Genomic DNA, 26,401 nt, shown 5'->3' on the forward strand with positions numbered 1-26,401 from the left:
GTAACCGCTCCGGGCAGGCGAAGGACACGCGCCCCTGCGGTCGGGCCCGGGGTCAGATCGTCAGGGCGGTGTGGTGATGCCACCCCGCAGTGGTGTATTCGCCGACCGGGCCGTACCCGGGGAGTTCGGCCCACGCGTGGTACTCGACCGGTGGCGGGGAGAACCGCACACCCAAGCACCAGTGCAGGCGGCAGCCGAGCAGTGCGGCGGCCAAAACCGCCCCGAGTGAGGTCTCCATGCAGGCGGCCCGGCCGGGCCACAGGCGGCCGGTGTGCCTGACGGCCATGACCAGTGCTTCGGCCTGTGGCGCGGTCAGCGGTCGGCGGCCTGCCCGCCGGGCCCAGCGGACCGCGCGGGCGGTGTGCCGGAACGGCAGCCGAAGCAGCACCAGGGCCAGCGCGAACCCGACGGCCGCGGCGCAGCGCTCGGCGAAGGTGCCGGTGCGGACGGTGGAGTAGGCCTCCATGCTCGTCATCGCCACCACCGCCACCAGCGGGGGCGGCCCGCGCTCCCCGCCTCGGTGACGGCGAGTCCCTGGGCTGCGAGGGCGTCAGCGACCGTACGGACATCGGCGGCGGCATGCTCACTGCTGATGCCGTAGCGGATGGCGTACTGTTCGGCGGCCTGGTCCTCGGTGGTGCCGGACAGCAGGAGCATGACCGCGGCGGCCGCGGTCGGGGTCAGATGGGTCCAGCGGCCGGTGCGCTCGTCAAGGATGGCGCCGCCGTCGTCGGCGAGCACCGGGCGAGCGGTCTCACGCAGCTGCCACACGGTCGGCCACCTCCCACCATGTGGCGGGGGTGGTGGTCTCAAGCTGGCGCAGCCACACCTCAGCGCCGACCGCCAAGTGCAGGGCGCCCTGGGCTGTTGACTGTCCGGCGGCTGCGCGCTGGAGCATGCCCGTGACGGGTGCTTGGGTGATCAGTCCGGCGGCGGCCAGCCGGGAGGTGGGGCCGAGCAACTGGGCGAGGACCGGGGCGTGCTCGGTGAGTCCTGCGTACGCGAGCGCGTTGAAGCCGCCCTTCGTCGTACGCGACAGGGCGGAGTCCGGCAGGACACCGGTGTGGGCGAATGCCTCGCTTAGCAGTGGCTTGTACCGGCCTGGGGTGCCGCGTTGGTCTGCGGGCACGGCCAGACAGGCCCGGATGACCTCGTTGTCCAGGAAGGGAGCGGCGATCTCCACGCCGTGGCCGGTGAGTGCGATCTCGCGCCACCCGGTGGTGTTTGCCCCGACTCGCGCGAGGTCTTGGCGGTCCGTCCATGCCGTCAGATGACGGGGCTCCTCGGGCAGCTCGTCGGCGGCCGCCTCCAGAGCATCGGCGAGCTGGTGACGCGTCTGGGGGCTCATCCAGTCGGCGGTGGTCAGCAAGGGCGTCCAGGCGACGGGCCGCTCTGCCTGTGGTGCCCACTCACGAGGATTGTCACGCAGTTCGGCGGCGGATTGCCGCCAGGCGTCGGTCAGGCCGGTGCGCGAGGCCGGGCGGGCGCGCCGCAGCATGGTCAGCGGGGAGACGTGCCTCAGTCGGGCGTGAGCCTGCGCGTGCGTCACAGCTCGGCGGTGCTGCCGGTCGCGCAGCAGATCAGCCAGATAGGAGGAGGGTGCGGAAAGTACCGCGTCCCCGCCCGCCCCGGTGAAGTGGACGCCCGCTGGCTGATGTTCGGCGACGGCGTCCAGCACCGCTTTTTTGATGCTGGCGGTGACGGCGTATGGGTTGGGGCTGTCGGTCAGGGGCAGCGAGGACAGGTCGTTCACGCCGCTGTAGTACACGGTCTCGTCGCGGCCGGGCACCGTGTGATGGGTGAGCCTCGGTACCGCAGCGGCGGTGCGCACCGCATACGCAAGGTCGTCATCCCGCAGCCGGGGATCGGCGAACGTCACCGCGGCGACCTGCCCGCGCCGTGCGGCGAGGCACGCCAGCGTGGTGGAGTCCAGCCCGGCCAGGTCCGCGCTCACCGCTCGTGTGCCGTCCAGGCGCGTGTCGACCGCCTCGCTCAGCGCTGCCCGTACCCGCGGGGCGGCCTCGGGAAGGCTCATCGGCTGATACTGGACCGGCTCATAGCGGACGGTGCTCGCCCCGCTGGGGGTGATCAACAGCAGGTGTCCGGTCGGTACGCGGCTCACGGCGCGGAACAGGCTCCGCTGCCCTAAGACATCCGGTTGCGCCAGGGCCAGGTGCGCGGCCAGCGCGATCGGGTCGAACGGTGCGCCATCGAGCGCGGCCAGCGCCCCGGCCGATGTCGACCACCACGTTCCCGCGCCCTCTGTTCGCCAGTACACCGGGTGCTGGCCCGCCAGATCGCCGATCACTGCCAGGGATTCGCCGCTGCGTGCGATCGTGAGGTACGAGCCGGGCCACCGGGTCAGCGCGTCCCAGTCTCTTGCCCGCACGGCCGCCAGCGCATGGTGCAGTTGGTGGCCGTCGGCGCCACAGTCTCCGATGATCGCCAGCGCCAGCGGGCCGGAGCCCGCCGAGCGGATGTGACCGGTTGGCCAGCCGACGGCCCATGCCGCGTCCATGCCCGGTACGGGCTTGCCGTTCCTCGGCAGCCGATCGTGTCGGCTCGCTCCGTACCATCCCGTGCTCCACCGCATCAGCCACCCGCTCTCATCGCTCTCGCTCTTGGTGTCGAACCCGGGGCCGGGCCACGGCGCACACCCGCCCGGCCCCAGGCAGCCCATGGATCAGGCGTTCTTGTACTCGGTGTCGTCGGCGGTGTCGAAGCTTTGCGTGCCCAGCGTTACCTCGACGACGTCACCGGCGTCCAGCACGACCGGAGCGGTGTACACAGGAGTGGTGGTCTGCGTGTTCATGATTCCTCCCTTTCGCGGCGTTCCATCCCTCGTGCCCGGGAATGGGCATGCGAACAGTCAACTCAGGCCGCGGCACCGGCGGTACGGTGTCGGGCAGGGCAAGCGGTATATCGGGTATATGGGCAGGTACTCATGGCCAAGCGCACGCCGAATCACCAGCTGCGAAACCTCATCGCCGAGTCCGGGCTGACGTACCAGTCCCTGGCCAAGGAGGTACGCGCCGTGGCCGCCGAGTGCGGGGCGGCGTTACGGACCAACAAGTCCACCATCGAGCACTGGATCAGCGGCGCCGTCCCCGCAGGCGATACCGGCCGCTACCTCGCCGTAGCCCTCTCCCGCCAGCTCGGGCGCCTGCTGACCCTTCACGATCTAGGCCTCGCGCCGCGCGAAGAGGATGACGACAACCTCGGCCTGTCCCTCGCCGAAGATCCACTGGACGCCCTGCTACCGATGTGGAGCCACGAATTGGACCGGCACCGCTTCCTTACCTCGTCTGCCTACTCGGTCGCCGCCGCTGGCTTGCCGCTGTCGTACGTCCGAGAAGTCGCCGACCGCACCGCCACCGCCCGCACCGGCCGGACCATCGGGATGGCGGAGGTCGAAGCGGTCCGCGACATGGTGCGGCTCTTCTCCGAGATGGATGAGCGCCACGGTGGGCAGCACGGGCGCAGCGCCCTGGTGCAATATCTGCGCGATGACGTCGCCCCCCTGTGCCGCGGTCGTTTCCATAGCGACAAGGTCCGCCAGCACATGCTCTCCGCCGCCAGCCGAGGCGTGCACCTGATCGGTTGGAAGTCCTACGACGCAGGTCAACAGGGTCTGGCCCAGCGCTATTACCTGCAGTCCTACGCACTCGCCGTCGAGTCCGGCATTCCCGGGCACGATGGATTCGTGATGCGCACGATGGCCATGCAAGGGCTCAAGCTGCACCGGCCCGAGCACTGCCAGGGCCTGGCTGAGACCGGGCTGAACCGTGCCAAGGGCAAGGTCGACGTGCAGACCGAAGCCCTCTTCCGCGTCGTGCACGCCCACACCCTGGCCAAGTCCCGGCAGCGGCAAAGGGCTGTCGCAGAGGCCGAGCGGGCGCGTGCTCTCCTGGCCGCCGAGCGCGGAGATGAGGTGCCGTTCTGGGCTCTCACCTGGGGACCGCCTCCTGCGTCGGTCTACTCGCGCAACGCGAAGGTCTACGAGACGCTGGGCGACCGGAAAGCAGCGGCGGAGCAGTACGCGCGGGCCGCCGCGTCCCGCCCGGCGAGCTATGCACGGATCGTTGGCCTCGATCTGGTGGCGAGCGCCGAAATGCAGCTCAAGGGCGGCAGCATCGAGCAGGCCTGTGCCACATGGAACCGGGCGATGGACCACATGGACGGGGTGCGGTCCGTCCGAGCCCGTAAGGCAGTGACCCGGATGCGCAGCGATCTCGCCCGCTTCCGCGCTCGCGGCGTGCGTTGCGCGGCTGAACTGGATGAGCGAGCCGTCGAGTTTCTGCGGCTCCGGTGATCACGTGCCGTGCCCGGAACTGAACGTCAGCGGGCGTCCGCCAACGCTCGGCGGCATAGGGCGTCGGCTCGGCGGGTGGATTCGGGTTGGCGGTAGGCGGGGGTCAGGTGGAGGGTGTGGGCGCAGGCCTCGTCGAGGGTCACCCGGTGGCCGACGGAGACGAACACCGGCTTCACGCCGTCCCGGGTGCGCAGGGCCCGGCCGACCTCCTCGTCGCCGTCGAGCAGCGGCGTCCAGTCGCCTCGGTGCGGGCCGGGCGGGGCGTGGCGGAAGGTGAAGGGGTTCTTGGCGACGCCGATGGTCGGCAGGCCGGTGAGCACGCCCAGGTGGCTGGCCAGGCCGAAGCGGCGGGGGTGGGCGATGCCGTAGCCGTCGCAGACGACGACGCCGGGGCGGTGGCCGAGGCGGTCGAGGGCGCCGAGCGCGTCCAGGACGGCCGGGATCTCGCGGAACGCCAGCAGGCCAGGTACGTACGGGAAGGTGACCCGGCCGACCGCCGTGGCCTCCCCGGCGACGGCGAGGGTACGGGGGTCCAGCGCGACGGCGGCCGCCGCGACGACGCCGCGCTCGTCGTCGTACGCCACGTCCACCCCGACGACCGCCCCGGGCCCGCCGCCCGGGGCGGGTACGGCACCGGCCTCCGCGCGGACCGATCCCCGCAGCCGCTCCTGCGTGGCGGTCGCCTCGGCCTCGGTCGTGGGCCAGTCGGGCGGGAGTTCATAGCGGGGGTCGGTGGCGCTCTTCATGATCGGTCACGTTACCGGCCCTCACCTGCCCGGGTTCGCTCCAGGCGGGCTGTGCGGCCCTTCTCGCCCGACGCCCAGCAGCCGCCGTCCGGGGCGCAGTCGACCGTGTCGTACGAACCGGAGTCGACGGTGCGCCAGGTGCGGCCGCCGTCCGCCGTCACGTCGGTGCCGGTCGGGCCGACCGCGAGGGCGGTGCGGCGCGCGTACGGGAGCCAGGCGGCGCCGGAGCGGTAGGCGGGCGGGGGCTGGGCGGCCGGGGTCCAGGCGGCGCCGCCGTCCCCGGTGACGGCGGCCGCGCGCGGGGACGGCTGGTCGGCGCGGTAGTCGCCGCCGACGGCGAGGCCGTGGCGGGTGTCGCGGAAGGCGAGGGCGAAGACGCCACGGGCCGGGTCACCGGCGGGGATCGGCGCCTCGGCGGCGGTCCAGGTGCGGCCACGGTCGGCGGTGTGGAAGATCCGGGCGGTGGCGGCGCCGCCGGTGGCGAACCACGCGTCCCGGCGCCCGGCGCTCACCAGGCACTGCCCGCTCGCGGCGAACGCGGACTCGCCGGGCTGCGCGGCGGGCATCCCGCCGGAGGGCTGGACGCGCCAGGTGCGGCCGCCGTCGCCGGTGGCGAGGATGCGGTACTTGCCGTCCACGGGGTCGCTGAGCGCGAGGCCATGGCGGGCGTCGAAGAAGGTGAGGCAGTCGTAGAAGGCGCGCGGATCGGGGTTACGGAACGTCTCGCTCCAGGTGGCGCCGCCGTCGTCCGTACGGAACACCCGGGACGCCTCGCCCTCGCCGATGGCCAGCACCACCGCGCGCCGCGCGCCGAACGCCTCGATGTCGCGGAACTCCAGCCCCTCCGCGCCGGGCGGGGACACATCGCGCCAGTTGCGGCCGCCGTCGCGGGTGCGCAGCACCGTGCCCTTCGTGCCCGCGACCCAGGCGGTGTGGCGGCCCACGGCGGCGAGGCCCCGGAAGCGGGCGTCGGTGCCGGTGTCCTTCAGCTGCCATCCCGCGCGTAGACCGTCCGCTTGCGCGGGTGCGGCGAGGACGGCGGCGAGCGCCGCCCCGCAGAGCCCGGCGGCCGCCATGCGTCTCATCATGCCCATGATCCCCATGCCCGTCATGGGGGTGGAAGCTAGCCCATGGGCGGTACGCCGTCCATATCGCCGTGGATTGTGGGGAACAGCACTCGGCGGCGCCCGCGAGATATCGCGAGCGCCGCCGAAGAGCCGTCAGCCGTGCCGGGCTACTTGTTCACGCAGAGCCGGACCAGCAGCGACACGCACTTCTGCGAGTCGTCGGTCGGCGCCGACGTCGGGGTGTCGGGCTGGCTCGGCGTGTCCTGCGGGTCCGCCGTACCGCCGCTGTCGCCGCTGCCGCCGTCGTCGGAGCCGCCACCTGAGCCACCGTCGTCCGTCGGGTCCTGCGAGGGAGACGAGGGCTCGGAGGTGGGCTCGGAGGTCGGAGTCGAACCGGTTTCCGTCGGATCGGGCGACTTGGTGGGCTTCGACGGAGCCGTGGGCTTTTCTGACGGTTCCGAAGACGACGGATCCGAGGGAGCGGACGACGGCTCGGTGGACCGCGACGGCGACACCGCGCTCGACGGTACGCCCGAGGGCCCGGTGCCCGTGGCCGGTCGACCCCGGGACGCCTCGCCCTCGCGCTTGCCATCCGCGTGCGGCTTGTCCGGCGTCCGCGACGCGGCCTCGGTGGCGTCCGTACCGGAGGAACCGGACGTACCCGAAGAATCAGGCGCGTCCGAGAACTTGTGGCTCGGCGCCGACGCCACCGCGGCAGGCTGGCCCGCCTCCGCCGCGCCGCCGTTGGTGAGGGCGAGCCCCGTCATGATCGCCGCACCCGCGACGAACAGCACCCCGGCCCCGGCCACCGCGACCGCCACCGGCCCGGCCTCGCGCACCTGCCCGTGCATCAGGTGGCCCATCGAGCGCCGACCCGAGACGAGCGGACCGTTCGCCGGAGCCGCGTGCGCGCCGCCGATCGGCACGGTCGCCGGACCGCCCACCCCAGCGGCTCCGGCGCCCGCCGCGGCGGCGCTCGTCGCGGCCATTCCGGCCGCGGCGGCCAGCGGCCGCAGATACGGCGCGGTGCCCCGGTCGTACAGCGCCAGCAGCGCCGGGCCGGTCAGCGCGGCCAGTCGGCCATCGGCCGCCACCAGCCGCTCCATCCGGGACCGGCAGTCCGGGCAGCCGTCGATGTGCACCGCGATCCGCTCGGCCTGGTGCGGATCGTCCGCGCCCTGCACATGGCCGGGCAGTCCGTCCCAGTGGCCACCGCAGGCGGCGCTGGCCGGAGTGCCGGGCTGCGCGCGCAGGAACTCGTGGCGCAGGCTCTCCCGGGCCCGTTCCACGAGCGCGGCCGCGGCCTCGGTGGTCGTACGCGTACGACGGGCCGCCTCTTCCGGCGGCAGGTCTTCGGCCTCGGCGAGCCAGAGCGCCTTGACCCAGCGCTGCGGCAGCTCGCCGAGGACACGTATCAGCGGTTCGAGCAGCGAGGCCTGCTGCGGCGGGCCCCAGTTCACGGAGGCCACGGCGAGCCCGCGCACGGCGCCCGTGAGTTCGCCCGGCAGGGCGTCGGCCTCGATGGACTCCCCCGCGCGCAGCCGCCGCCAGATACGGAAGTAGGCCTCGGCGACGAGGTCTCCCGCCATCCAGGGGTTGCCGGTGAGGGTGCGGGCGTACCCGACAAGTCGTGGATATTCGGATTCGTAAAGCCGGGTGTACGCGGCCGCGTCCAGCGCCGCGGGACGTTCGGTCATGGTGGAACAACCCCTGGGGTGGGTGCCTCGGGAGAGCGGAGTGCGGCGGAAGTTTTGTAACAGCTCCGCACGGGACCCGAGACCGAGCATGGATTTGGCAAGCCTAAATGCCGTATGTCCCCCCGAAAAACCAGTCGTGACGCACGTCACGCCCACCGCGGGTGCACTGGCCACTTCACCCGTACGTCTTATGGACGTAGAGACGGCGAAGGCTCGCACCGATCGCAAGGGAGCAGGCGTTGTGACCACTGTCATCGACCAAGCAGTCCAGGCCCACCTCATCGCGTCGACCCCGGAAGCACGCGCCATCCCGGCGTGCCTGCGCTACGAGCGGGACGATCCGTTCGCCGTCCGCGTTTCCTTCCCGCCCACCGCGTCCCTCGACGGCACCGCCGTGGAGTGGACATTTGGGCGCGAACTGCTCGCGGCCGGGCTGCGCGGACCCGCGGGCAGCGGTGACGTCCAGATGTGGCCGTGTGGAACGGAACGCACCGTACTGGAGTTCCACGCGCCCGAGGGGATGGCGATGGTGCAGTTCGACACCGCGGACCTGCGGCGGTTCCTGGACCGCTCGTACGCGGTGGTGCCCGAGGGGTCCGAGGGCGGGGAGCTGGACCTGGACGACGGGCTGGCGTCGCTGCTCAGAGACGCGGCCTGAACCTTTTTCAGTGCCGGGTTTCGCCCCGGGTCAGCTGGTGGTCGTGGTCGCGGCGGCGGTCGCCGCCGACAGCGCCGTGGCGACCGCGGCGGCGAGCGCCGCCCGCACCTGGTCGGCCACGCCCTCCAGCGCGGCCCCCGGCGCGCCGCTGCGCGCCTCCAGCTCCGCGATGCGCCTCCGGTGCGCTTTGAGGTCCTTGTGGGTGACGACGGTCGTCAGCCCGCCCGCGGCGGCGAGCGCGATCAGCGCCGCGTCCCGCTCGGACACCTCGGCCACGGGCCGTCCCCCGGCCAGGACGCCCACCGCCTCGTCCCGCATCTCCGCGACCAGCTGCGACCGTTCCAGCGCGTACTCCCTGACCGGGAACAGGCCGAGCACCCGCCGTGTGCTCACGCGCAGGTACCCGGCCGCCCGCAGCTGGTCCCGTACGGCCCGCTCGGTCACCTGCGGATGGTGGCCCACCCACGTCCCCCAGCGCCGCGGCCGCGACTCCTCGATCAGCTCCAGCAGCCCGTCCAGCGCCGGGTCACCCGTCCGCGCGTCCGGCAGCGGCTTGGGCCAGCCGTCCGCGTCGACGAGCAACTCGCGCTGCGCCAGTTCGGTGAGCGCCCCGGCCTGGACGAGATAGCCCAGGTGGGTGACGGGTTTGCCGGTGCCGGGGTCGAAGGCGAGCAGATAGAGCGTGGCGGCGAGGGAGAGCGAACCGTTCGGCACGGGATCCTCCGGGCATGATCCGGTCGGGCGGGTGCCCCGACCCTAGGGCGTGTGCCCTCCCGGGCGACGGCGACGCGCACCCTCGGGCGTTGCGGGTGCTACGGGGGTGCTACGGGTGGTGCAGCTTCACGACCGCCGTGGTGGTCGTCCGCCGGAACGCGTCGACCGGCGCGTGCTCGTAGTTCCCCATCTCGCCCCACTCAACGACGGTGACGGTCCGCCCGTCGCGCCCCACCCCGTACAGGTGGATCCCCGGCTCCGAGTCCGGGTACGAGGTGTGGACGCCGTACACATGGGCGCCGTCCTCGGCCGGGAGCGTGCCGTAGTCCCGCCAGGACGCCGTGCCCTCGGGGTAGTCGCGCTGCCAGTCGGCGGCGCAGTTGCGCACCTTCTTCTCGGCGGCCGCGGCGAGCTTGCGGGCGGCGTCCACGGTGGCGGCCTTGACGACGACCTGGCTCGCGCTCGTGTCGTACTCGGTCCAGAAGGTCCGATGGGTGGCCCCGGCCGAGGGCAGCGTGCCCTCGACGCAGAAGGGGACGTTCTCCGGCAGCCCCGGGGTGACGTCGCTCGCGTACCAGTCCGACGACGGGTGCGGCGGCAGCTCCTTCGGTACGAGGTGACCGGGCGTGCCCGGGGCGGCGGTCGCGGTGGCCGTCGCCGTCGCGGCCCCGGCCAGGAGGGCGGTCGCGGTCAGGGCGCCGAGGGCGGCGGTGCGGAGTGTGTGTCGAGACATACGCATGGAAAGGTCTCCTCGCTTCGCATTTGGTGGAAGAACCGCCAAACTCACGGCGGCAGCCCAAGACTGCGCGGCACCGCGCCGCCACCGCTACGGGAAGCGTGGCATCCGGGACGCGGGAACGCCCGCACGTACGCTGACTTGGGGGAATGACGACGCCCTGGAACGCGCGCGCGGAAAGGGGCAGAGGGAAATGGGGGACGGGCCGGTGGGCAGAGCCGATGGGGGCGGTACGGGCGATGGGGCCGACGAGGTCGAGGAGTTCGCGGGAAGCCTGCGCGCGCTGAAGGAGCGCTCGGGCCGCAGTTACGGGGCCCTGGCCACCCGTCTGAACGTCAGCACGTCCACGCTGCACCGCTACTGCAACGGCGACGCGGTCCCCATGGACTACGCCCCGGTGGAGCGCTTGGCCCGGCTGTGCGGCGCGACCCCGGACGAACTGCTCGCCCTCCACCGCCGCTGGCTCCTGGCCGACGCCCGCCGGGGCGGTGCGACGGGCGGTGCGGCGGCCGGGCGGGGGCGGTTACGGAGCGTTCCGGATGACGTGCCGTCGGGCGGGGAGGGGCGCCCGGCGTGGCGTACCCGGCCGTGGGCGCTGGTCGCGGGGGCGGCCGCCGTTGTCGTCCTCGCCGTCACGGCCGTGGAGGTGCGGTCGTCGTCTGGCAGCGGGGGCGGGAGCGGGCCGAGGAACCACAGCGCCGTCTCGCCCCCGGCCGCGACCGCGACACCGAAGGCCCCCGCCACGCGCCCGCCCACCGCCGGGCCCACCGCCCGGGGCCGTCTGGAGCGGAAGGAGACCGGCGAGGGGACGACGCGGTCGGGCGCGCCGCACAGTGGGACACCGGAGCGGCGCGGCGGCAGCACAGCGGCGTCCCGGCCGCCCGGGAAGGCCCAGTTACCTTTCACCCTCGGCACCCGCTCCCACGTCTGGGAGAACGGCTGCGACCACCGCTACCTCATCGACCGGCCGCCCGCCGACGTCGCCCCGCCGCCCACCGAGCAGGACGCCCCCGCCTGGGCCGCCGCCCATGACGCGGTGCACGGTGGCACCACCAACGTCGAGGTGACCGTCCAGGGGCGGGCGGATTCCGCCGTCGTGCTGCGCGCCCTGCACGTACGGGTCGTGGGGCGCCGTACGCCGCTCGCCTGGTCGTCGTACGCCATGGACAACGGCTGCGGCGGCGCCCTCACCCCGCGCGCCTTCTCCGTCGACCTGGATGCCGCCCGGCCCCAGGCGCGCCCGACCGACGGCAACGACGAGGGCAAGCCGATCCCCGCCGTCCGCTTCCCGTACCGCGTCTCCGCGTCGGACCCCGAGGTGCTGCTGGTCAACGCCCGTACGGCGGGCTGCGACTGCCGCTGGTACCTGGAGCTGGAGTGGACGAGCGGGGACCGCTCCGGGACGGTGCGGATCGACGACGACGGCGCGCCGTTCCGCACCAGCGGCGTCACGGGCCGCCCCGCGTACGGGTACGACTACGGGGACGGGGCCTGGCACGGGAGCACGTAGCACCTACCCCCCCCCGGCCTGAGCCCTGCTCCCCCGGCCTGAGCGCTACTCCCCCGCCGTCGTCAGCCGCAGCGCCGCGTCCCGCACGTCCGGGTGCGGGTGCTGCCGCAAGCCCCGCACCCGTTCCCGCCAGGGCTCCGCCCATTCCGTACGGGGGCCGCCGACGCCCGTGAGCACGGCGGCGAAGAGCCCGGCGGCGTGTCCGCCGTCCTCCTCCAGCTGCGACGCGGCGCGCAGCAGCCCCTCCCGGCCGCCCGGTCGCGCGGCGGCGGTGAGCCGGTCGCGCAGGACGTCGGCGGTGCGGGCGGCGAGCGCGGGGCGGGAGGTGTGCAGCCGGGCGAGGCGGGCGAGGGCGGCGGTGAGCGCGCTCGGCCGGGCGTCCAGGTCGAGGGCGTGGACGAGGACCTGGGCGGCCTCGGGGACGAACGTCTCGTACCCGGCGAGGAGTTCGGCGGCGCCGAGCGCGTGGCGCCGCATCTCGCGCGGCCGGACCCGCCCGCGCTGGGCGAGTTGGGCGGCCAGGTGGCGGATGCGCTGGCGGGCGGGCCGGTCCCGGTCGGGTTCGGCGTCGGGCATGCCGGTGCGGGCGTCGGCGGTGACGAGGGCGGCGAGCGCCCAGGCGAGGGGGTTGTCCTCGGAGGTGCCGTCGGGCGCGGCGGCCATGAGGGCGAGCAGGGCGTCGGCGGCGGACCGCCAGCTCGCCCGGTTGCCCAGGTCGGTGACGGCCGCGACCAGCAGCGCGGCCGCGTCCGGCGCCCAGGGCGACCAGCGGGCGAGCGCGGCGTGGCCGGAGGCGGCCACTTCGGGGTCCTCGGTGTCGCAGACGACGCGGATGAGCTGGGCGTAGCGCTCGCGGTGGAGTTCGGGGAGGTCGAGCGGGAGGGTGCGGAGCACGGCGTGGCGCAGTTCGCGGCGCCCCCCGGCGGCGGCCGACAGCAGTTCCCAGGCGCGTTTGGTGCCGAGCAGCCGGGCCGCGAAGCGTACGCAGACGGCCTGGACGTCGGGGTGTTGGCCGGGGAGCCCCTGCGCGTCGGCGAGGAGGGTGGCCGCGTCGGGGACGGGGAGGTGGGTGGCGGCGAGCCGGGCGGCCTCCTTACGGCTGGTGATCTTGGGCGGGACGGACGGTACGGCGGTGGCGACGCCGTCGGGCGCCAGCACGCCGCGGATGAGCCGGTCCAGCCGGGACGGCGCGACGTACCGGGCGCCCCTGGCCGCCGCGTACACCGCTACCCGCGCGCGGTCGCCGCCCGCGTGGGCGAGCAAAAGGGGCAGGGCGTCCCCGGGGCGGCGGGTGCGGGGCAGGGCGGCGAGCGCGGCCTCGGCGAGCACCACGTCGTCGGCGGCGGCCCACGTCCTGACCAGCGGCGCGCCCTCGTCGAGCGGTGCGGCGCGGGCGATGGCGGAGGCGCGTTCGGGTGGTGGCAGGTCGGTGTCGGCGGCGGCCTTGGCCAGGAGGCGGGCGGCGGCGGCCTGTTGACGCGGCAGCCAGCGGGCGGCGTCGCGGCCGGTGGGCGGCGTCCAGTGGGTGCCGTGGGTGAGGAAGCGGCCGTACGGCGGGGTGTCGCCGAGCGCGACGTCGAGCAGGTCGGTGCGGCGCCGGGTGAGCACCGCCAGCACCGGCGGCAGGACGGCGGCGGAGGGCTCCTGGGCGAGGAGTTCGGCCACCCGGGCGTCCCGTTCGCGGGGCGGCTCCAGCCACAGGGCGATCGCGGTACGGGCGGTCTCGCCGCGCCCGAACGCGATGGCCTGCCACAGCAGTTCCTGCAGCTCGGGCAGGGTGTGGGCGCGCCGTCCGAGGGAGCGGGCGAGGGCGAACGTCAGCTCGTGGTCGACGCGTTCCGCGCCCGCCTCCAGCCAGGGGCGCAGCGCCTCGAACACGGCGTGTTCCTGGCCGCGCCGCAACTGGTGGTCGAGGCGGCCGAGGTCGGCGGCGCCGACGCTGCCCGCGAGCCGGGTGACGGTGCGCAGCGCCCAGCCGAGCAGTTCGCGCCGCCCGGTGACGGCGTGTTCGCGCAGCAGCGCGACCGCGAGGCGGCGCAGCGCGCGGCGGGTGGCGGCGGAGGAGTCGCGGGCCTGGATGGCGTCGGTGGCGACCCGGTCGAGGGGTTCGGCGGCGTCGTCGGTGAAGAGGTTGGGCGGGGTGGTGGCGAGCGCGCCGAGGGCGGCGTGGCGTACCGGGTCCTGCTCGTTGCGCAGCCGTTCCAGCTGGCGCAGCAGCGCGGTGACGGCGTCCGGGTCGCCGGAGCGGGTCGCGTTGCGGATCAGCAGCGGGTAGGCGGTGGCGCGGTCGTCGGCGGCGGGGCGGCGGGTGGCCGCCAGCAGCTCGTCGCGGGCCTCCTCGACCGGCAGATACGCGACCGCTTCGAGCACCGTGGCCCAGTGCGCGCCGCGCTCGCGCGCCTGCGTGGCCATACGGCGCGCCTCCTCCTGGCGGCGCGGGCGCGGCAGGGCGTCGAGGACGGCGGGGGCCAGGACGGCGTGGGCGGGGTCGCGGTCGGCGGTGGCGGCGTCGAAGAACGCGGCGCGGCGGGCGGGCGGCAGGGCGGCCAGCAGCCGCGCCAGGGACTCGGCGTCGCGCGCCAACTCCCGCCCCAGCGCGTCGAGTTCTGCCGGATCGGCCGTCACGAGGCGGCGGAGCACGGCCCGCTCCAGCCCCGGGCCGCACAGGAGTTGGGTGTGCTCGGGCGTGAGCAGCAGATCGATCGTACGGCCGGGATCGGCGGCCACCAGCGTGCCGAGCCGGTGCTGTATCGGCGTGGGCAGCGGGCTGTGGCACCGCCGCTCCAGCAGGTCCAGCACGCGGTGCGGTTCGGCGCGGGCGGCGAGCGCCACGCCGGGCGCGTACCGCTGCCACCATCCGGCGCGCAGCGCCTCGGGCAGCGCGGTCAGCTGCCGTTCGGCCTCGTCGAGGACGGCGGCGGGGTGGCGGGTGGTGAGCGGCCGCCAGCTGCCGACCGCGTGGAACACCGCGGGCAGCAGCCGTACGACGGTGTCCGCCCCGCACCCCGGCAACAGCCGCGCCGCCTCGGCGTCGCCCCAGCGCTCCCGCAGCGGCTCCACGAGGCGGTCGGCGAGCGCGGTGCGGTGCTGGGCCACGACGGCCCGGATGAGCTGGCGCCGTACGGCGGCGGGCGCGTCCTCGAACGCCGCCTCCAGCGCCTCGTCCCGGACCCGCGCCCGCAGCGCGTGGCCGCGCACCAGCGGGTCGGGGTCGGTGAGCAGCGTCTCCAGATGCCCGGTCCGCCCGCCGATGGCGGCCGCCGCGGCGGCCAGCCGCCGCTCGTACCCGCCACGCCCGGCCAGCTCCCCCACCACCCCGGCCAACTGCCCACGCGCACTGGCCGCCCGCACCCGCAGGGCCAACTCCCGCATGCGCCGCGGATAGGGCAAGGGGTCGAGGGCGGCGAGCAGTTCGTCGGCGAGGACGCGGGACGCGTCGGGGTCGTACACCATGCCGAGGATTCTCCCCGCCACCTGCCCCACTCCCCCACCGGGTAGGCCTCCCCCACCCCGCCCCTCCCCGAACCATGGGCTCCGCCCCTGCCCCCGCCCGGAAGGCCGTGCCGCCTGGCAGAGCGACGAATGCGCGTCGGGCGCGCCGCCAGGGACCGGTTCGTCGACCGAAGTCGGCGACCGGGCGCCGGGCGCCCAGCACGGCGCCCCGCCCCGCGACTGCAGCCCGGAGGGTGGGCCCGGCGACGTCGGCAGCCAGACACCGGGCCATGCGACGCGCCCCAGGCGAAAGGGAACAGGCCGCTCCGCCCAACCGGACCGGACACCGGCCCCCGGCCCGCGCCGGGCGACCTGCGGCGGCAACCGAGTGCCGGACGATCCGGCACGCCCCAGAGGTAGCGGACGGAAACAGGGGTGCCCGGCCCCGCGACCTCAGCCCGCAGGGTCAGGCCCGGCGACGTCGACAGCCGGGCCGGGCCAAACGGCGCGCCCCGGGACGTCGGAGGGGAACAGGGCGCTCCGCGCCTGCCCCTCCCCGCCCGGAGGGCCGGACCGCCGAGGCGGGGCTCCCGGTAGCCGCGCCACATGGCAGGGCGCCAGCTGCGCCCCGGGCAGGCGGCCGGGTACCGACCCGGGCGGAGAGCCGGGGCAGCCGCGCGCCGGGCGATCCGGCACGCCCCAGAGGGCGGCGGCCGGAGACAGGGGCGCCCGGCCCCGCGACCTCAGCCCGCAGGGCTGGGCCCGGCGTCGGCGGGCGGGTGACGGGCGACGCGGCGGCTGGGGACAGGGGTGCGCTGGCCCATGCCCCTCCCCGCCCGGAGGGCCGGGGCGGGTCGGGTACGGGGCTCTCGGCCGGTGGCCGTCAGCGGCGCGGGCGCCAGGCCGGGGGGCGGCCGGGTGCCGCCCTGCCCGGGCGCACGGGCCGCCGCCTGCCGCCGGGGCCGGACGGGGGCTTACGTCGTGCGGGGGTGGGGCGGGGCGTTTACGCTCGGGGTGTGGACTGGCCGGGGGACCCCAGGCAGAGGGGGCACTATGCCGGAGCTGTTCATCGGCGGGCAGTGGACCGCCACCCTCGACGGACAGACGCGGGACATCCGCTGCCCGGCGGACGGGGCCCTGGTGGCCTCCGTGGACGAGGCCGGGGCGAAGGACGTGGCCATGGCCGTCGCGGCGGCGCGGGACGCGTTCGACCGGGGGCCGTGGCCGGGCACGCCCGCCACGGAGCGGGGGCGGCTGCTGTTGCGGGTGGCCGATCTGCTGGAGCGCGACAAGGCGGATCTGGCCCGGGCCGAGTCCCTGGACACGGGGAAGCGGCTGGTGGAGAGCGAGTACGACCTCGACGACATCGCCGGGTGCTTCCGCTACTTCGGCCACCTCGTCGCCGCCGGTGGCGCGGACCGGGTGCTGGACACCGGCAGTCCGGAGATCGACAGCAGGGTGGTGCGGGAACCGGTCGGGGTGTGTGCCCTGATCACGCCGTGGAACTATCCCCTGCTGCAGACGGCCTGGAAGGTGGCACCCGCGCTGGCCGCCGGGAACACGTTCGTCCTCAAGCCCAGCGAGCTGACCCCGCACACCGCGATCGGGCTGATGCGGCTGCTGACCGAGGCGGGGGTGCCGCCGGGCGCGGCCAATCTCGTCCTGGGGGCGGGGTCCACGACCGGTGCGCCGCTGGTCACGGACGAGCGGGTGGACATGGTGTCGTTCACCGGCGGCGTGGTGACCGGCCGGTGGATCATGGCGGCGGCCGCGCCCACCGTCAAGAGGCTCGCCCTGGAACTGGGCGGCAAGAACCCGAACATCGTGTTCACCGACTCCGACTTCGACACCGCCGTGGACTACGCGCTGACGGCCGTGTTCCTGCACTCCGGCCAGGTGTGCTCGGCGGGCGCCAGGCTGCTGGTCCAGGAGCAGCTGCACGACGCGTTCGTGGACGAGGTGGTGGCGCGCGCGAGGGCGATCCGGCTCGGTGGCCCGTTCGACGAGAACGCCCGCACCGGCCCGCTGATCTCGGCCGCGCACCTCGACAAGGTGGCCAACTACGTGGCGGCGGGCATCGACGAGGGCGCGGTGCTGCGCTGTGGTGGAACACCCCCCGACGAGCCGTCCCTCGCGGGCGGCCACTACTACCTGCCCACCGTCCTGGACGACTGCACGCCGGACATGACGGTGGTGCAGGAGGAGTCGTTCGGCCCGGTGCTCACCGTGGAGCGGTTCCGGGACGAGGACGAGGCGCTGGCGCTCGCCAATGACACGGTGTACGGCCTGGCGGGCGCGGTGTGGACGCAGGACGCGGAGAAGGCGCAGCGCGTGGCGTCGCGGCTGCGCGCCGGAACGGTCTGGATCAACGACTTCCACCCGTACGTGCCGCAGGCCGAGTGGGGCGGGATGAAACAGTCCGGCATCGGCCGGGAGCTGGGCCCGGCCGGGCTGCACGAGTACCAGGAGACGAAGCACATCTGGCGCAACACCGCGCCCCGCCCCCAGCGGTGGTTCACGTGACGGCGGCCGAACCGACCGAGCCCGACTCACCCCGCCAAGGCCCCCGCCAGGACACCGCACACGACGACGACTCACTCACCGAACTCGGCTACCGCCCCGAACTCAAGCGCACACTCGGCAACTTCCACACCTTCGCCGCCGGGATCAGCTACATCTCCATCCTCACCGGCACCTTCCAGCTGTTCTACTTCGGCGTGACCCACGGCGGTCCGGCGTACTGGTGGTCATGGCCGATGGTGTTCCTCGGCCAGCTGATGGTGGCGCTGTGCTTCTGCGAGCTGGCGGGCCGCTATCCGGTGGCGGGGTCGGTGTACAACTGGTCCAAGCTGCTGGGCGGCCCGCACGTCGGCTGGCTGGGCGGCTGGATGATGATGACGGCCTCGATGGTGTCCCTGGCCGCGGTGGCGCTCGCGTACCAGATCACGCTGCCGCAGATCTCCGCGTGGTTCCAGTTCGTCGGCGACGGCGGCAGCGGCACCGAGCGGGCGGCCAACGCGGTCGTCCTCGGCTCGATCCTGGTCCTGTTCACGACCCTGGTGAACGGCTTCGGGGTGAAGCTGATGGCCCGTATCAACTCGGCCGGGGTGGCCATCGAGCTGGTCGCCGCGATCGTGCTGATCCTGCTGCTGGCCGCGCACTTCACCCGTGGCCCGTCCGTCGTGCTGGACACCTTCGGCCGCAGCGAGGGCCAGCATCTGGGCTACTTCGGCGCGTTCCTGACCGCCTCGCTCGCCTCCGCGTACGTGATGTACGGCTTCGACACGGCGTCGTCGCTCGGCGAGGAGTCCGTGAACCCGGGCCGCAACGCGCCGCGCGCGATTCTGCGCGCGCTGGTCGCGTCGTTCCTCATCGGCGGGTTCATCCTGCTGTTCGCCCTGATGGCGGTGGAGAACCTGCACGCGAAACAGCTGGCGGAGGACGGTCTGCAGTACGTGGTGCTGTCCACCCTCGGGCACACCATGGGCGAGATCATGCTGTGGTGCGTGGTCATCGCGATCACCGTGTGCGCGCTGGCCGTGCACACCGCCAGCATCCGGCTGATGTTCGCGATGGCGCGGGACAACAACCTGCCCGGCGGCTCCCGGCTCGCCCATGTCCATCCGCGCTTCCAGACACCGGTGCTCCCGGCCGTCCTGATCGGTCTGGTGGCGGTCGGCATCCTGGTCATCAACATCAACCAGCCGCAGATCTTCTCGGTGGTCACCAGCATCGCGATCATCATGATCTACCTGGCGTATCTGCTGGTCACCCTGCCCATGCTGGTGCGGCGGCTGCGGGGCCGGTGGCAGCCCGCCGAGGGCCGCTTCTCGCTGGGGCGGTTCGGTACGCCGGTCAACGCGCTGGCCGTGCTGTGGGGCATCGCGATGTCCGTCAACCTGGCCTGGCCACGCGCCGAGGTGTACAACGCGACCGGCCCGCAGCACTGGTATCTGCGCTGGGGCGCGGTCCTGTTCATCGGCGTGGTGGCGCTCGGTGGCTTCACCTACTACTGGTTCGTGCAGCGCAAGCACACCGGCGTACTCGCCGAGCACGCCGCTCCGACCACCACGTGAAGGAGAGCGCCCGTGGACGAGTTCGACTACGTGGTGGTCGGTGGCGGCACGGCCGGGTCGGTCGTCGCGGCACGGCTGAGCGAGGACCCGGCGGTGTCGGTGTGCCTCCTGGAGGCGGGCCCCTCGGACGTCGGCGACGACAGCGTCCTGCGGCTGGACCGGTGGATGGCGCTGCTGGAGTCCGGCTACGACTGGGACTATCCCGTCGAGCCGCAGAAGAAGGGCAACAGCTTCCTGCGCCACGCCCGCGCGCGCGTGCTCGGCGGCTGCTCCTCCCACAACTCCTGCATCGCCTTCTGGGCGCCCGCCGAGGACCTGGACGAGTGGGCCGAGGGCGGTTGTACGGGGTGGAGCGCGGAGGACACGTACCCGCTGTTCCGGCGGCTGGAGCGCAGCGACGCGCCCGGCGACCACCACGGCCGCGGCGGCCCGGTCACCCTGCGCACCGTACCGCCGCACGACCCGTGCGGCCGGGCGCTGCTGGCGGCGTGCGAGGAGGCGGGCATCCCGGTCACCCCGTTCAACACCGGCCGGACCGTAGTGCGCGGCGCCCACTGGTTCCAGATCAACGCGCGCGAGGACGGCACCCGCTGCTCCGCCTCCGTCGCCTACCTCCACCCGGTCATGTCCGGGCGCCCCAATCTGGCCGTACGCACCGGGCTGCAGGCCAAGCGGCTGCTGCTGGACCCGGACCGCCGCTGCATCGGCGTCGACTACCTCGCCCCCGACCTGATCCACACCCACACCGTGCACGCGCGGCGCGAGGTGGTCGTCTCCTGCGGCGCCATCGACACCCCGAAGCTGCTGATGCTGTCGGGCATCGGGCCCGGGGACCATCTGCGCGAGACGGGCGTGGAGGTGATCGTGGACTCCCCCGGCGTCGGCGAGAACCTCCAGGACCACCCCGAGGGCGTCATCATGTGGCACGCGGAGCAGCCCATGGTCCGCAGCTCCACCCAGTGGTGGGAGATCGGCATCTTCGCCGCCACCGAACCGGATCTCGACCGGCCCGACCTGATGTTCCACTACGGCTCGGTGCCGTTCGACATGAACACCTACCGCCACGGCTATCCGACGTCCGAGAACGCCTTCTGCCTCACCCCCAACGTCACCCGCGCCCGCTCCACCGGCACCGTACGGCTGCGCACCCGCGACTTCCGCGACAAGCCGAGGGTCGACCCCCGCTACTTCACCCACGACCACGACATCCGCGTGATGATCCACGGGCTGCGGCTGGCCCGCAACATCGTGGCCCGCCCCGCGCTGGCCCTGTGGGCGGGCGCCGAACTCGCCCCCGGGCCCGGCGCGGACACCGACGACGAGCTGTTCGCGTACATCCGCGACACCCACAACACCGTCTACCACCCGTCCTGCACGGTGAGGATGGGCGCGCCCGACGACCCGGCCGCGCCGCTCGACCCGCAGCTGCGGGTCAAGGGGGTGGCGGGGCTGCGGGTGGCCGACGGCTCGGTGATGCCGCATCTGGTGGCCGTCAACCCGTGCATCACGACGATGATGATCGGCGAGAAGTGCGCCGAGCTGCTGAGGCGCGGCAACGCGTAAGCGTCTGGTGTAACTCCGTGGCCACGTAGGCGTCTGGTGCAACTCCCGTGGCCAAGGGGGGCGTTGGCACCGCCCGGCCACAGCCATCCCTTGAGCCCGCACACCCCCGGCGACCACTCTGATCGCACCTTCCGACAGCAGAGTCGGATGCGATGAGGGAGGAAGCCAGCCGATGCGAAGATCGCGTCGCCTTGTGGCTGTGGTGGGCGCCGCCGGTGTGGTGGCCGTCCTGGCCACCCCGGTGGCCGGTGCCCGGCCGTCCCAGTCCGCCGCGCAGGCCCCGCAGGCCGCCCAGCCGGTTCGTACCCAACAGCACACCGTCACCCTGATCACCGGTGACACGGTCACCGTCACCACCGGCCCCGACGGCAAGTACGCCGTGGAGGTGGAGCGGGCGCCGGGCCGCGAGTCGGCGGAGTTCGTCACCGCCCAGCAGAACAAGGAGATCAGCGTCGTACCCGTCGACGCGCTCCGGCTGATGGACAAGGGCCGTATCGACGCGGGCCTGTTCAACATCACCCAGCTCATCAAGCAGGGCTACGACGACCGGAAGACCGGCTCGATCCCGGTCATCGCCACCTACCGAGGCGACGGCGCGCACCCGGCCCCCGAGGGCGCGCGCAAGACCCTCGCCCTGAGCAGCGTGGACGGTGCGGCGCTCAGCGCCCGCAAGGCCGACGCGGCGGACTTCTGGGCCGACGTCAGCCGTGACAAGGGGTTACGGAAGCTCTGGCTGGACCGGAAGGTCAAGGCGTCGCTGGACGTCAGCGTCCCGCAGATCGGCGCCCCGGAGATGTGGAAGGCCGGACACGACGGCGAGGGCGTCAAGGTCGCCGTGCTGGACACCGGCATCGACGCCACCCACCCGGACGTCAAGGACGCCGTCGCCGACTCCAAGAGCTTCGTGCCGGACCAGACCGTCAAGGACGGCCACGGCCACGGCACCCATGTGGCCGACACCATCGCGGGCGGTGGCGCCGGGTCCGAGGGCAAGTACAAGGGCGTGGCGCCGGGCGCGAAGCTGCTGGTCGGCAAGGTGATGAACGACGCGGGCGAGGGCTACTCGTCGTGGATCATCGAGGGCATGGAGTGGGCCGCCGCCTCCGACGCCAAGATCGTCTCGATGTCGCTCGGCGGCCCGGCGACCGGTCCCTCGGACCCGCTGAGCGAGGCGGTCGACCAGCTGTCGGCGTCCTCCGGGGCGCTGTTCGTGATCGCGGCGGGCAACTCCGGCCCCTTCGAGGGAACGGTGGAGACGCCCGGCATCGCGAACTCGGCCCTCACGGTCGGCGCCGTCGACAAGTCCGACAAGTGGGCGACCTTCTCCAGCCGTGGGCCGCGCACCGGCGACTACGCGGTCAAGCCCGAGATCACCGCGCCCGGCGTGAACATCACGGCCGCCCGCGCGGCCGGTACGTCCATGGGCACCCCCGTCAACGACCTGTACACCGCCTCCAGCGGCACCTCCATGGCGACGCCGCACGTCGCGGGCGCGGCGGCGATCGTCGCCGGGGCGCACCCCGACTGGAGTGGCCAGCAGATCAAGGACGCCCTGGCCAGCACCGCCAAGACGCGTGCGTCGGACGGCCCGTTCACCCAGGGCGACGGCCGGGTCGACGTACCGCGCGCGGCCGCCCAGAACGTGTTCGGGACCCCGGTCCTCAACTACGGCAGTTACGCGTACGACGCCGATGAGGCCGACCCCAAGACCATCCGGTACACCAACGCCACCGACCAGCCGGTGACGCTGAAGCTGGCGTCCTCGGTCGGCGGCGACTCCCTCACCCTCGGCTCCGACACCGTGACCGTGCCCGCCAACGGCGAGGTGAAGACCCTGGTCACCGTCGACCCGACCAAGGCGGCGGCGGGCCGCCACGCCGGATACATCACCGCCACCGGCGACGACGGCGCGGGCGGCACGGTCAAGGTGACCACGGCCGTCGCGTACGAGAAGACGGAGAAGCTCCACAACCTCAACGTCACGCTGCTGGACCGGGAGGGCAAGCAGTCACCCGGCGGGCTCTACACCCTCCAGCGGCTCAGTGACATCAGCCAGAACCAGTTCGGCTACGTAGGCGGCTCCGACACCTTCCAGCTGCCGCCCGGCACGTACTCCCTCGCCACCTGGATCCCGGTCTACGACAGCGGCAAGCACGAGATCGCGACGAGCATCGTGGGCGATCCGGAGATCGAGCTGAACGGCGACGTCTCCCTCACCCTCGACGCCCGCAAGGCCGTCGAGATCAAGCCGGAGACCAAGGAGAAGGACGCCGAGTCCCAGGGTCCGATCACCTCCTGGCACCGGGAGCTGAAGGGCGGCTCCTCCTTCGGCCTCACCTACTCCATGGGCAAGTGGAAGAAGCACATCTACGCGGCGCCCACCAAGAAGGTCACCCAGGGCCTCTTCGAGTTCTACAGCCGCTGGCGACTGGAGAAGACGAAGCTGACCGCGCGCGTCACCAGCCCCGAGCGGGTCACGCTGAACCCGGAGTACGCGGGCACGTACACCGGCTGGCCCGTCAAGATCGACGGCAAGCGGAAGGTGCGGGTGGTGTCCGCCGGGGCCGGTACGGCCGAGGACTTCGAGGGCCTGGATGTGAAGGGCAAGGCCGTGCTGGTGGGTCTGGCGCCCGACGGCTGGCCCGAGGAGGCGGTCGCCAACGCCACCAAGGCGGGCGCCGCGTACGTCCTCGTCTACCGCAAGACCACGCTCGGTCTGTGGATCACCGCGGTCGACAGCGCGACCATCCCCGTGATGTCGCTGCCCGGCGAGGAGGGCGACAAGCTGCTCTCACTGCTGGACGGCCAGGGCAAGGGGGTGACCGTCGAGCTGGGCGGCACGGCCAACACGCCGTACGTGTACGACGTGCTGCTGCCCCAGCACGACGCCATCGGCACGGACCTCACGTACCCCCTCAACAGCCGCACCACCCACAAGGTCAACGCCCGCTACCACGCCCCCGTGAAGGGCGGCCACCTCGGCGCCGAGGCCACCCACACCTTCCGCCCCTACCAGCTCTTCTCGGTGGAGCAGAAGGCCGAGGTGCCGCTGGGCACCGAGCGCACCGAGTACTACAGCGCCGACCCCGACACCCGCGTGTGGCGCACCGCCATGCAGGACTACGACGGCGCAGGACGGCAGTGGGCGCCGCTCACGACGTACGCGCCCGGGACGAAGGAGACCGTGAACTGGCTCTCCCCCGTCATCCGCCCCACGACCTCCGCCGAATTCGGCACCTCGGAGCGCGAGGGTGACCAACTCACGCTTTCTGTACCCGAGTTCTCCGACTCGGGCGCCGGACACTACGGCTCCGCGGGCGCGGCCAAGGACGGCGTGGACGCGGTGAAGACCAGCCTGTACGCGGACGGCGAGCTGGTCGGCGAGGCGCAGTACGGCTCGGGCACCTTCGCCGTACCGGCCGCGAAGGCCGCGTACCGGCTGACGATCGACGCACGTCGGACCGCCGAGTGGTCCGCGTACTCCACCCGAACGCAGACCGAGTGGAACTTCCACTCCGCCCACACCACCGAGAAGACTCCCCTCCCCCTGCTCTCCCTCGACTACGACCTGGGCGTTGACCTGCTGGGTCGCGCCAAGGCGGGGAAGCGCTTCACGTTCGGCCTGACCCCGCGCCACCAGGAGGGCGCGGCGGCCGCGAAGGTACGTACCGTCAAGGCCTGGGTGACCTACGACGACGGCGCCACCTGGAAGGCGGTGAAACTCCAGCGCGACGGTGCCGCCTACGAGGCCACCGTCAACCACCCCCGGCTCGGCGCCACCAACGGCTTCACCGGCCTGCGCGTCCAGGCCACCGACGCCGACGGCAACCGAATCGATCAAACGGTCATTCGTGCATATGGCCTGAAGTAGGCCGAAAGCCGTCCTCTGGTGGTAACGAACACCGTCTAGCGTGCCGTTGATTGAATCGTTGCATCGACGCGCTGGAGCCGCCACAAGTGGACAGCAGACCCGTGCCTGTGACCGACGGGACCCCTGCCGCGAATCCGAGCCCCTGGGCCGCGGCGGGGGTCTCCGACTTCGACGAGACGCTGTATCACGCGATCCTCCACCAGCCCGACGCGGGCGTCACCGGCTGGGCGGAACTGCTCCGCACCTCCCCCTCCCGCGTCCGCCGAGGCTGCGCCCGCCTCCTGCGCCTCGGCCTCCTCCAGGCCCCCGACTCCACCGGCGGGCCACGCCCCGTCGACCCCCGCGTCGCCGTACGGGCCCTCATCCGCAAACGCGAAACCGAGTCCGAACTCCTCGCCGCCACCGCCGACGACATGGCCAAGGTCTACGCGGCCGGGCTGCTGCGCGCCGAACCGTCCGGCCTGATCGAAGTGGTCCACGGCGAAAGCGCCAACGCGGCGCGGCTGGAAGAGCTGTACGCCCGCGCCGAACACGACATCTGCCTCTTCGACGCCCCGCCCTACCTCGCCCCGCTCACCCCGCAGCTCGACCTCCAGGGCGAGGTGCTGCGCCGCGGCGTCTCGTACCGCACCATCTACTCCGTCTCCTCCCTGGAGACCCCCCAACTCCTCGCCTACGCCGAGGGCATGGTCGCCCTCGGCGAACAGGCCCGGGTCCTCCCCACCGTCCCCATGAAGCTCCTGGTCGTCGACGGCCGCTCCGCCATGCTCCCGCTGACCAGCGCGGACGCGGGCCCCGGCTACTGCGCCGTCATCGTCCGCCACTCCGCCCTCACGGACGCCCTCCGCACCCTCTTCGAAACCCTCTGGCAGCAGGCCACACCCCTGAGCGGCGTCCGCGACGAGGGCCACGAAGACCTCACCGAGGCGGACCGCGACCTGGTGGGCCTGCTGGCGGTGGGCATGAAGGACGAGGCGATAGCCCGCCACCTGGGCATAAGCCTGCGCACCCTGCGCCGCCGCATCAGCAGCCTCCAACTCCGCCTGGGAGCGAGAGGCCGCTTCCAAGCAGGCGCAAGAGCCGCCCACCGAGGCTGGGCCTAGCTTCCCCCCACCCCCTAGCGCCACTGCGGGGTCGCGCCGCCCGCCCTCGGGGCCGTTGCCTCGATCTTCTCGCGGATCTCCCGCATCACCGCCACGATCCGCTCCTCCCGCCCCTCCGCCGCCAGCCGCGCCGTCGGTACGGAGCAGCTGATGGCGTCCACGGCGGGAGCGTCGTACCGCAGGGCGAAGCCGAAGCCCACGATCCCGGTGACGCCCTCCTCGCGGTCGACCGCGTAGCCGCGCTCACGGGTGCGGGCCAGGTCGGCGGCGAGGGAGGCGCGGTCGGGGTGGGTCCGAGGGGTGAGGGGCGTCAAGGGGCCGTCCGGCAGCGGGAGTTCGTCGTCGGGGCGTTCCGCGAGGAGCGCCTTGCCGAGGGCCCCGGCGTACGAGGGGAGGCGGCGGCCCACCCGGCTGAAGGGCCGCAGGTATTCGTGCGACTCACGGGTGGCGAGGTAGACGACGTCGCCGCCGTCCAGCCGGGCGAAGTGGATGGTCTCGCCGAGCGCGTCGGACGCCTCGTCCAGATAGGGCCGCGCCGCCCGCACCCGCGGATCGCTGTCGAGGTAGCTCGTCCCCGTCAGCAGGGCCCGGATGCCGATGCCGTACAGCGAGCCGGTGACATCCGTACGCACCCAGCCCCGGTCGATCAGGGTCTGCAGCAGCGCGTACATGCTGCTGCGCGGCACGTCCAGCTCCTCGGCCAGCTCCCGGAGCCGGGCGGGCTGGTCGCCACGGGCCGCGAGCAGTTCGAGGAGCTGCACCGTGCGGCCCGCAGACTTCACTTCGCGTACGCCACCGGTTTCCGCCATGGGTCGCATCGTAATCCGCGGGAGGCCACCCGCTCACGTCCCACCTATTGACGCCCCCGTGTGCGCATTCCTAACCTCTATCTTCATACGTAGACGCCATCTACATA

The 26,401-nt window shown here is 73.4% G+C and carries 19 protein-coding genes; 8 read left to right on the forward strand and 11 right to left on the reverse strand.

The window, feature by feature from the left end:
- Positions 1 to 52: 52 nt before the first annotated feature.
- The 4 genes from ACWC5C_RS23670 to ACWC5C_RS23685 are packed head-to-tail and all read right to left on the reverse strand — an operon-like array spanning position 53 to position 2,812.
- Positions 53 to 475 carry a lasso peptide biosynthesis B2 protein gene (locus ACWC5C_RS23670; protein WP_450878223.1) on the reverse strand — a complete coding sequence of 141 codons (423 nt, stop codon included), beginning with the start codon at positions 473 to 475 and terminating at the stop codon, positions 53 to 55.
- Positions 472 to 771 (reverse strand): PqqD family peptide modification chaperone, encoded by a 300-nt coding sequence (locus ACWC5C_RS23675; RefSeq protein ID WP_450878225.1) that lies wholly within the window; start codon positions 769 to 771, stop codon positions 472 to 474. The genes ACWC5C_RS23670 and ACWC5C_RS23675 overlap by 4 nt, the downstream gene beginning before the upstream one ends.
- The gene (locus ACWC5C_RS23680; protein WP_450878227.1) at positions 755 to 2,680 is read right to left on the reverse strand and encodes an albusnodin/ikarugamycin family macrolactam cyclase; all 1,926 of its coding nucleotides are present in this window, start codon (positions 2,678 to 2,680) and stop codon (positions 755 to 757) included. The genes ACWC5C_RS23675 and ACWC5C_RS23680 overlap by 17 nt, the downstream gene beginning before the upstream one ends.
- A gap of 3 nt (positions 2,681 to 2,683) precedes the next feature.
- Positions 2,684 to 2,812 carry a lasso RiPP family leader peptide-containing protein gene (locus ACWC5C_RS23685; RefSeq protein ID WP_450878229.1) on the reverse strand — a complete coding sequence of 43 codons (129 nt, stop codon included), beginning with the start codon at positions 2,810 to 2,812 and terminating at the stop codon, positions 2,684 to 2,686.
- A gap of 132 nt (positions 2,813 to 2,944) precedes the next feature.
- Here ACWC5C_RS23685 and ACWC5C_RS23690 point away from each other — a divergent pair, with 132 nt between their 5' ends.
- Positions 2,945 to 4,312, forward strand: a complete 1,368-nt coding sequence (locus ACWC5C_RS23690) for a hypothetical protein (RefSeq protein ID WP_450878231.1) — start codon at positions 2,945 to 2,947, stop codon at positions 4,310 to 4,312.
- Between the two features lie 26 nt (positions 4,313 to 4,338).
- Here ACWC5C_RS23690 and ACWC5C_RS23695 read toward each other — a convergent pair whose 3' ends face one another.
- The 3 genes from ACWC5C_RS23695 to ACWC5C_RS23705 all read right to left on the reverse strand — a co-directional run bounded on the left by ACWC5C_RS23695 (position 4,339) and on the right by ACWC5C_RS23705 (position 7,822).
- Positions 4,339 to 5,058 carry an endonuclease V gene (locus ACWC5C_RS23695; protein ID WP_450878233.1) on the reverse strand — a complete coding sequence of 240 codons (720 nt, stop codon included), beginning with the start codon at positions 5,056 to 5,058 and terminating at the stop codon, positions 4,339 to 4,341.
- Positions 5,059 to 5,069: 11 nt separating this feature from the next.
- Positions 5,070 to 6,134 carry a WD40/YVTN/BNR-like repeat-containing protein gene (locus tag ACWC5C_RS23700; protein ID WP_450878303.1) on the reverse strand — a complete coding sequence of 355 codons (1,065 nt, stop codon included), beginning with the start codon at positions 6,132 to 6,134 and terminating at the stop codon, positions 5,070 to 5,072.
- 158 nt (positions 6,135 to 6,292) lie between these two features.
- Entirely contained in the window at positions 6,293 to 7,822 is a 1,530-nt protein-coding gene (locus ACWC5C_RS23705; RefSeq protein WP_450878235.1) for a sigma factor, read from the reverse strand.
- Between the two features lie 241 nt (positions 7,823 to 8,063).
- Here ACWC5C_RS23705 and ACWC5C_RS23710 point away from each other — a divergent pair, with 241 nt between their 5' ends.
- Positions 8,064 to 8,480: an SsgA family sporulation/cell division regulator gene (locus ACWC5C_RS23710; RefSeq protein WP_450878237.1), complete on the forward strand. Its 417-nt coding sequence runs from the start codon at positions 8,064 to 8,066 to the stop codon at positions 8,478 to 8,480.
- A gap of 30 nt (positions 8,481 to 8,510) precedes the next feature.
- On the opposite strand, the gene ACWC5C_RS23715 is transcribed toward ACWC5C_RS23710, so the two are convergent.
- A complete protein-coding gene (locus tag ACWC5C_RS23715) occupies positions 8,511 to 9,194 on the reverse strand; it encodes a GOLPH3/VPS74 family protein (protein ID WP_450878239.1) in 684 nt (227 codons plus the stop codon).
- Positions 9,195 to 9,303: 109 nt separating this feature from the next.
- Complete coding sequence (locus ACWC5C_RS23720; protein WP_450878241.1) at positions 9,304 to 9,933, reverse strand: hypothetical protein; 630 nt, start codon at positions 9,931 to 9,933, stop codon at positions 9,304 to 9,306.
- 205 nt (positions 9,934 to 10,138) lie between these two features.
- Between ACWC5C_RS23720 and ACWC5C_RS23725 the strand changes: the two genes are divergently transcribed.
- Entirely contained in the window at positions 10,139 to 11,440 is a 1,302-nt protein-coding gene (locus ACWC5C_RS23725; RefSeq protein WP_450878243.1) for a helix-turn-helix domain-containing protein, read from the forward strand.
- A 45-nt stretch (positions 11,441 to 11,485) separates the two neighbouring features.
- Here the strand turns inward: ACWC5C_RS23725 and ACWC5C_RS23730 are convergent, their stop codons facing one another.
- The gene (locus ACWC5C_RS23730; RefSeq protein WP_450878245.1) at positions 11,486 to 14,914 is read right to left on the reverse strand and encodes a hypothetical protein; all 3,429 of its coding nucleotides are present in this window, start codon (positions 14,912 to 14,914) and stop codon (positions 11,486 to 11,488) included.
- A 1,011-nt stretch (positions 14,915 to 15,925) separates the two neighbouring features.
- Between ACWC5C_RS23730 and ACWC5C_RS23735 the strand changes: the two genes are divergently transcribed.
- The 5 genes from ACWC5C_RS23735 to ACWC5C_RS23755 all read left to right on the forward strand — a co-directional run bounded on the left by ACWC5C_RS23735 (position 15,926) and on the right by ACWC5C_RS23755 (position 25,485).
- Positions 15,926 to 17,395 (forward strand): aldehyde dehydrogenase family protein, encoded by a 1,470-nt coding sequence (locus ACWC5C_RS23735; protein WP_450878247.1) that lies wholly within the window; start codon positions 15,926 to 15,928, stop codon positions 17,393 to 17,395.
- The gene (locus ACWC5C_RS23740) at positions 17,392 to 18,948 is read left to right on the forward strand and encodes an APC family permease (RefSeq protein ID WP_450878249.1); all 1,557 of its coding nucleotides are present in this window, start codon (positions 17,392 to 17,394) and stop codon (positions 18,946 to 18,948) included. Before ACWC5C_RS23735 ends, ACWC5C_RS23740 begins: the two co-directional genes overlap by 4 nt.
- A 12-nt stretch (positions 18,949 to 18,960) precedes the next feature.
- Positions 18,961 to 20,511 carry a GMC family oxidoreductase gene (locus tag ACWC5C_RS23745; protein ID WP_450878251.1) on the forward strand — a complete coding sequence of 517 codons (1,551 nt, stop codon included), beginning with the start codon at positions 18,961 to 18,963 and terminating at the stop codon, positions 20,509 to 20,511.
- Positions 20,512 to 20,683: 172 nt separating this feature from the next.
- Entirely contained in the window at positions 20,684 to 24,382 is a 3,699-nt protein-coding gene (locus ACWC5C_RS23750; RefSeq protein WP_450878253.1) for a S8 family serine peptidase, read from the forward strand.
- Between the two features lie 107 nt (positions 24,383 to 24,489).
- Positions 24,490 to 25,485: a helix-turn-helix transcriptional regulator gene (locus tag ACWC5C_RS23755; protein ID WP_450878255.1), complete on the forward strand. Its 996-nt coding sequence runs from the start codon at positions 24,490 to 24,492 to the stop codon at positions 25,483 to 25,485.
- A 14-nt stretch (positions 25,486 to 25,499) separates the two neighbouring features.
- Here ACWC5C_RS23755 and ACWC5C_RS23760 read toward each other — a convergent pair whose 3' ends face one another.
- Complete coding sequence (locus tag ACWC5C_RS23760; protein WP_450878257.1) at positions 25,500 to 26,294, reverse strand: IclR family transcriptional regulator; 795 nt, start codon at positions 26,292 to 26,294, stop codon at positions 25,500 to 25,502.
- Positions 26,295 to 26,401 lie beyond the last annotated feature (107 nt).

The organism is Streptomyces sp. NPDC001700 (assembly GCF_053596435.1).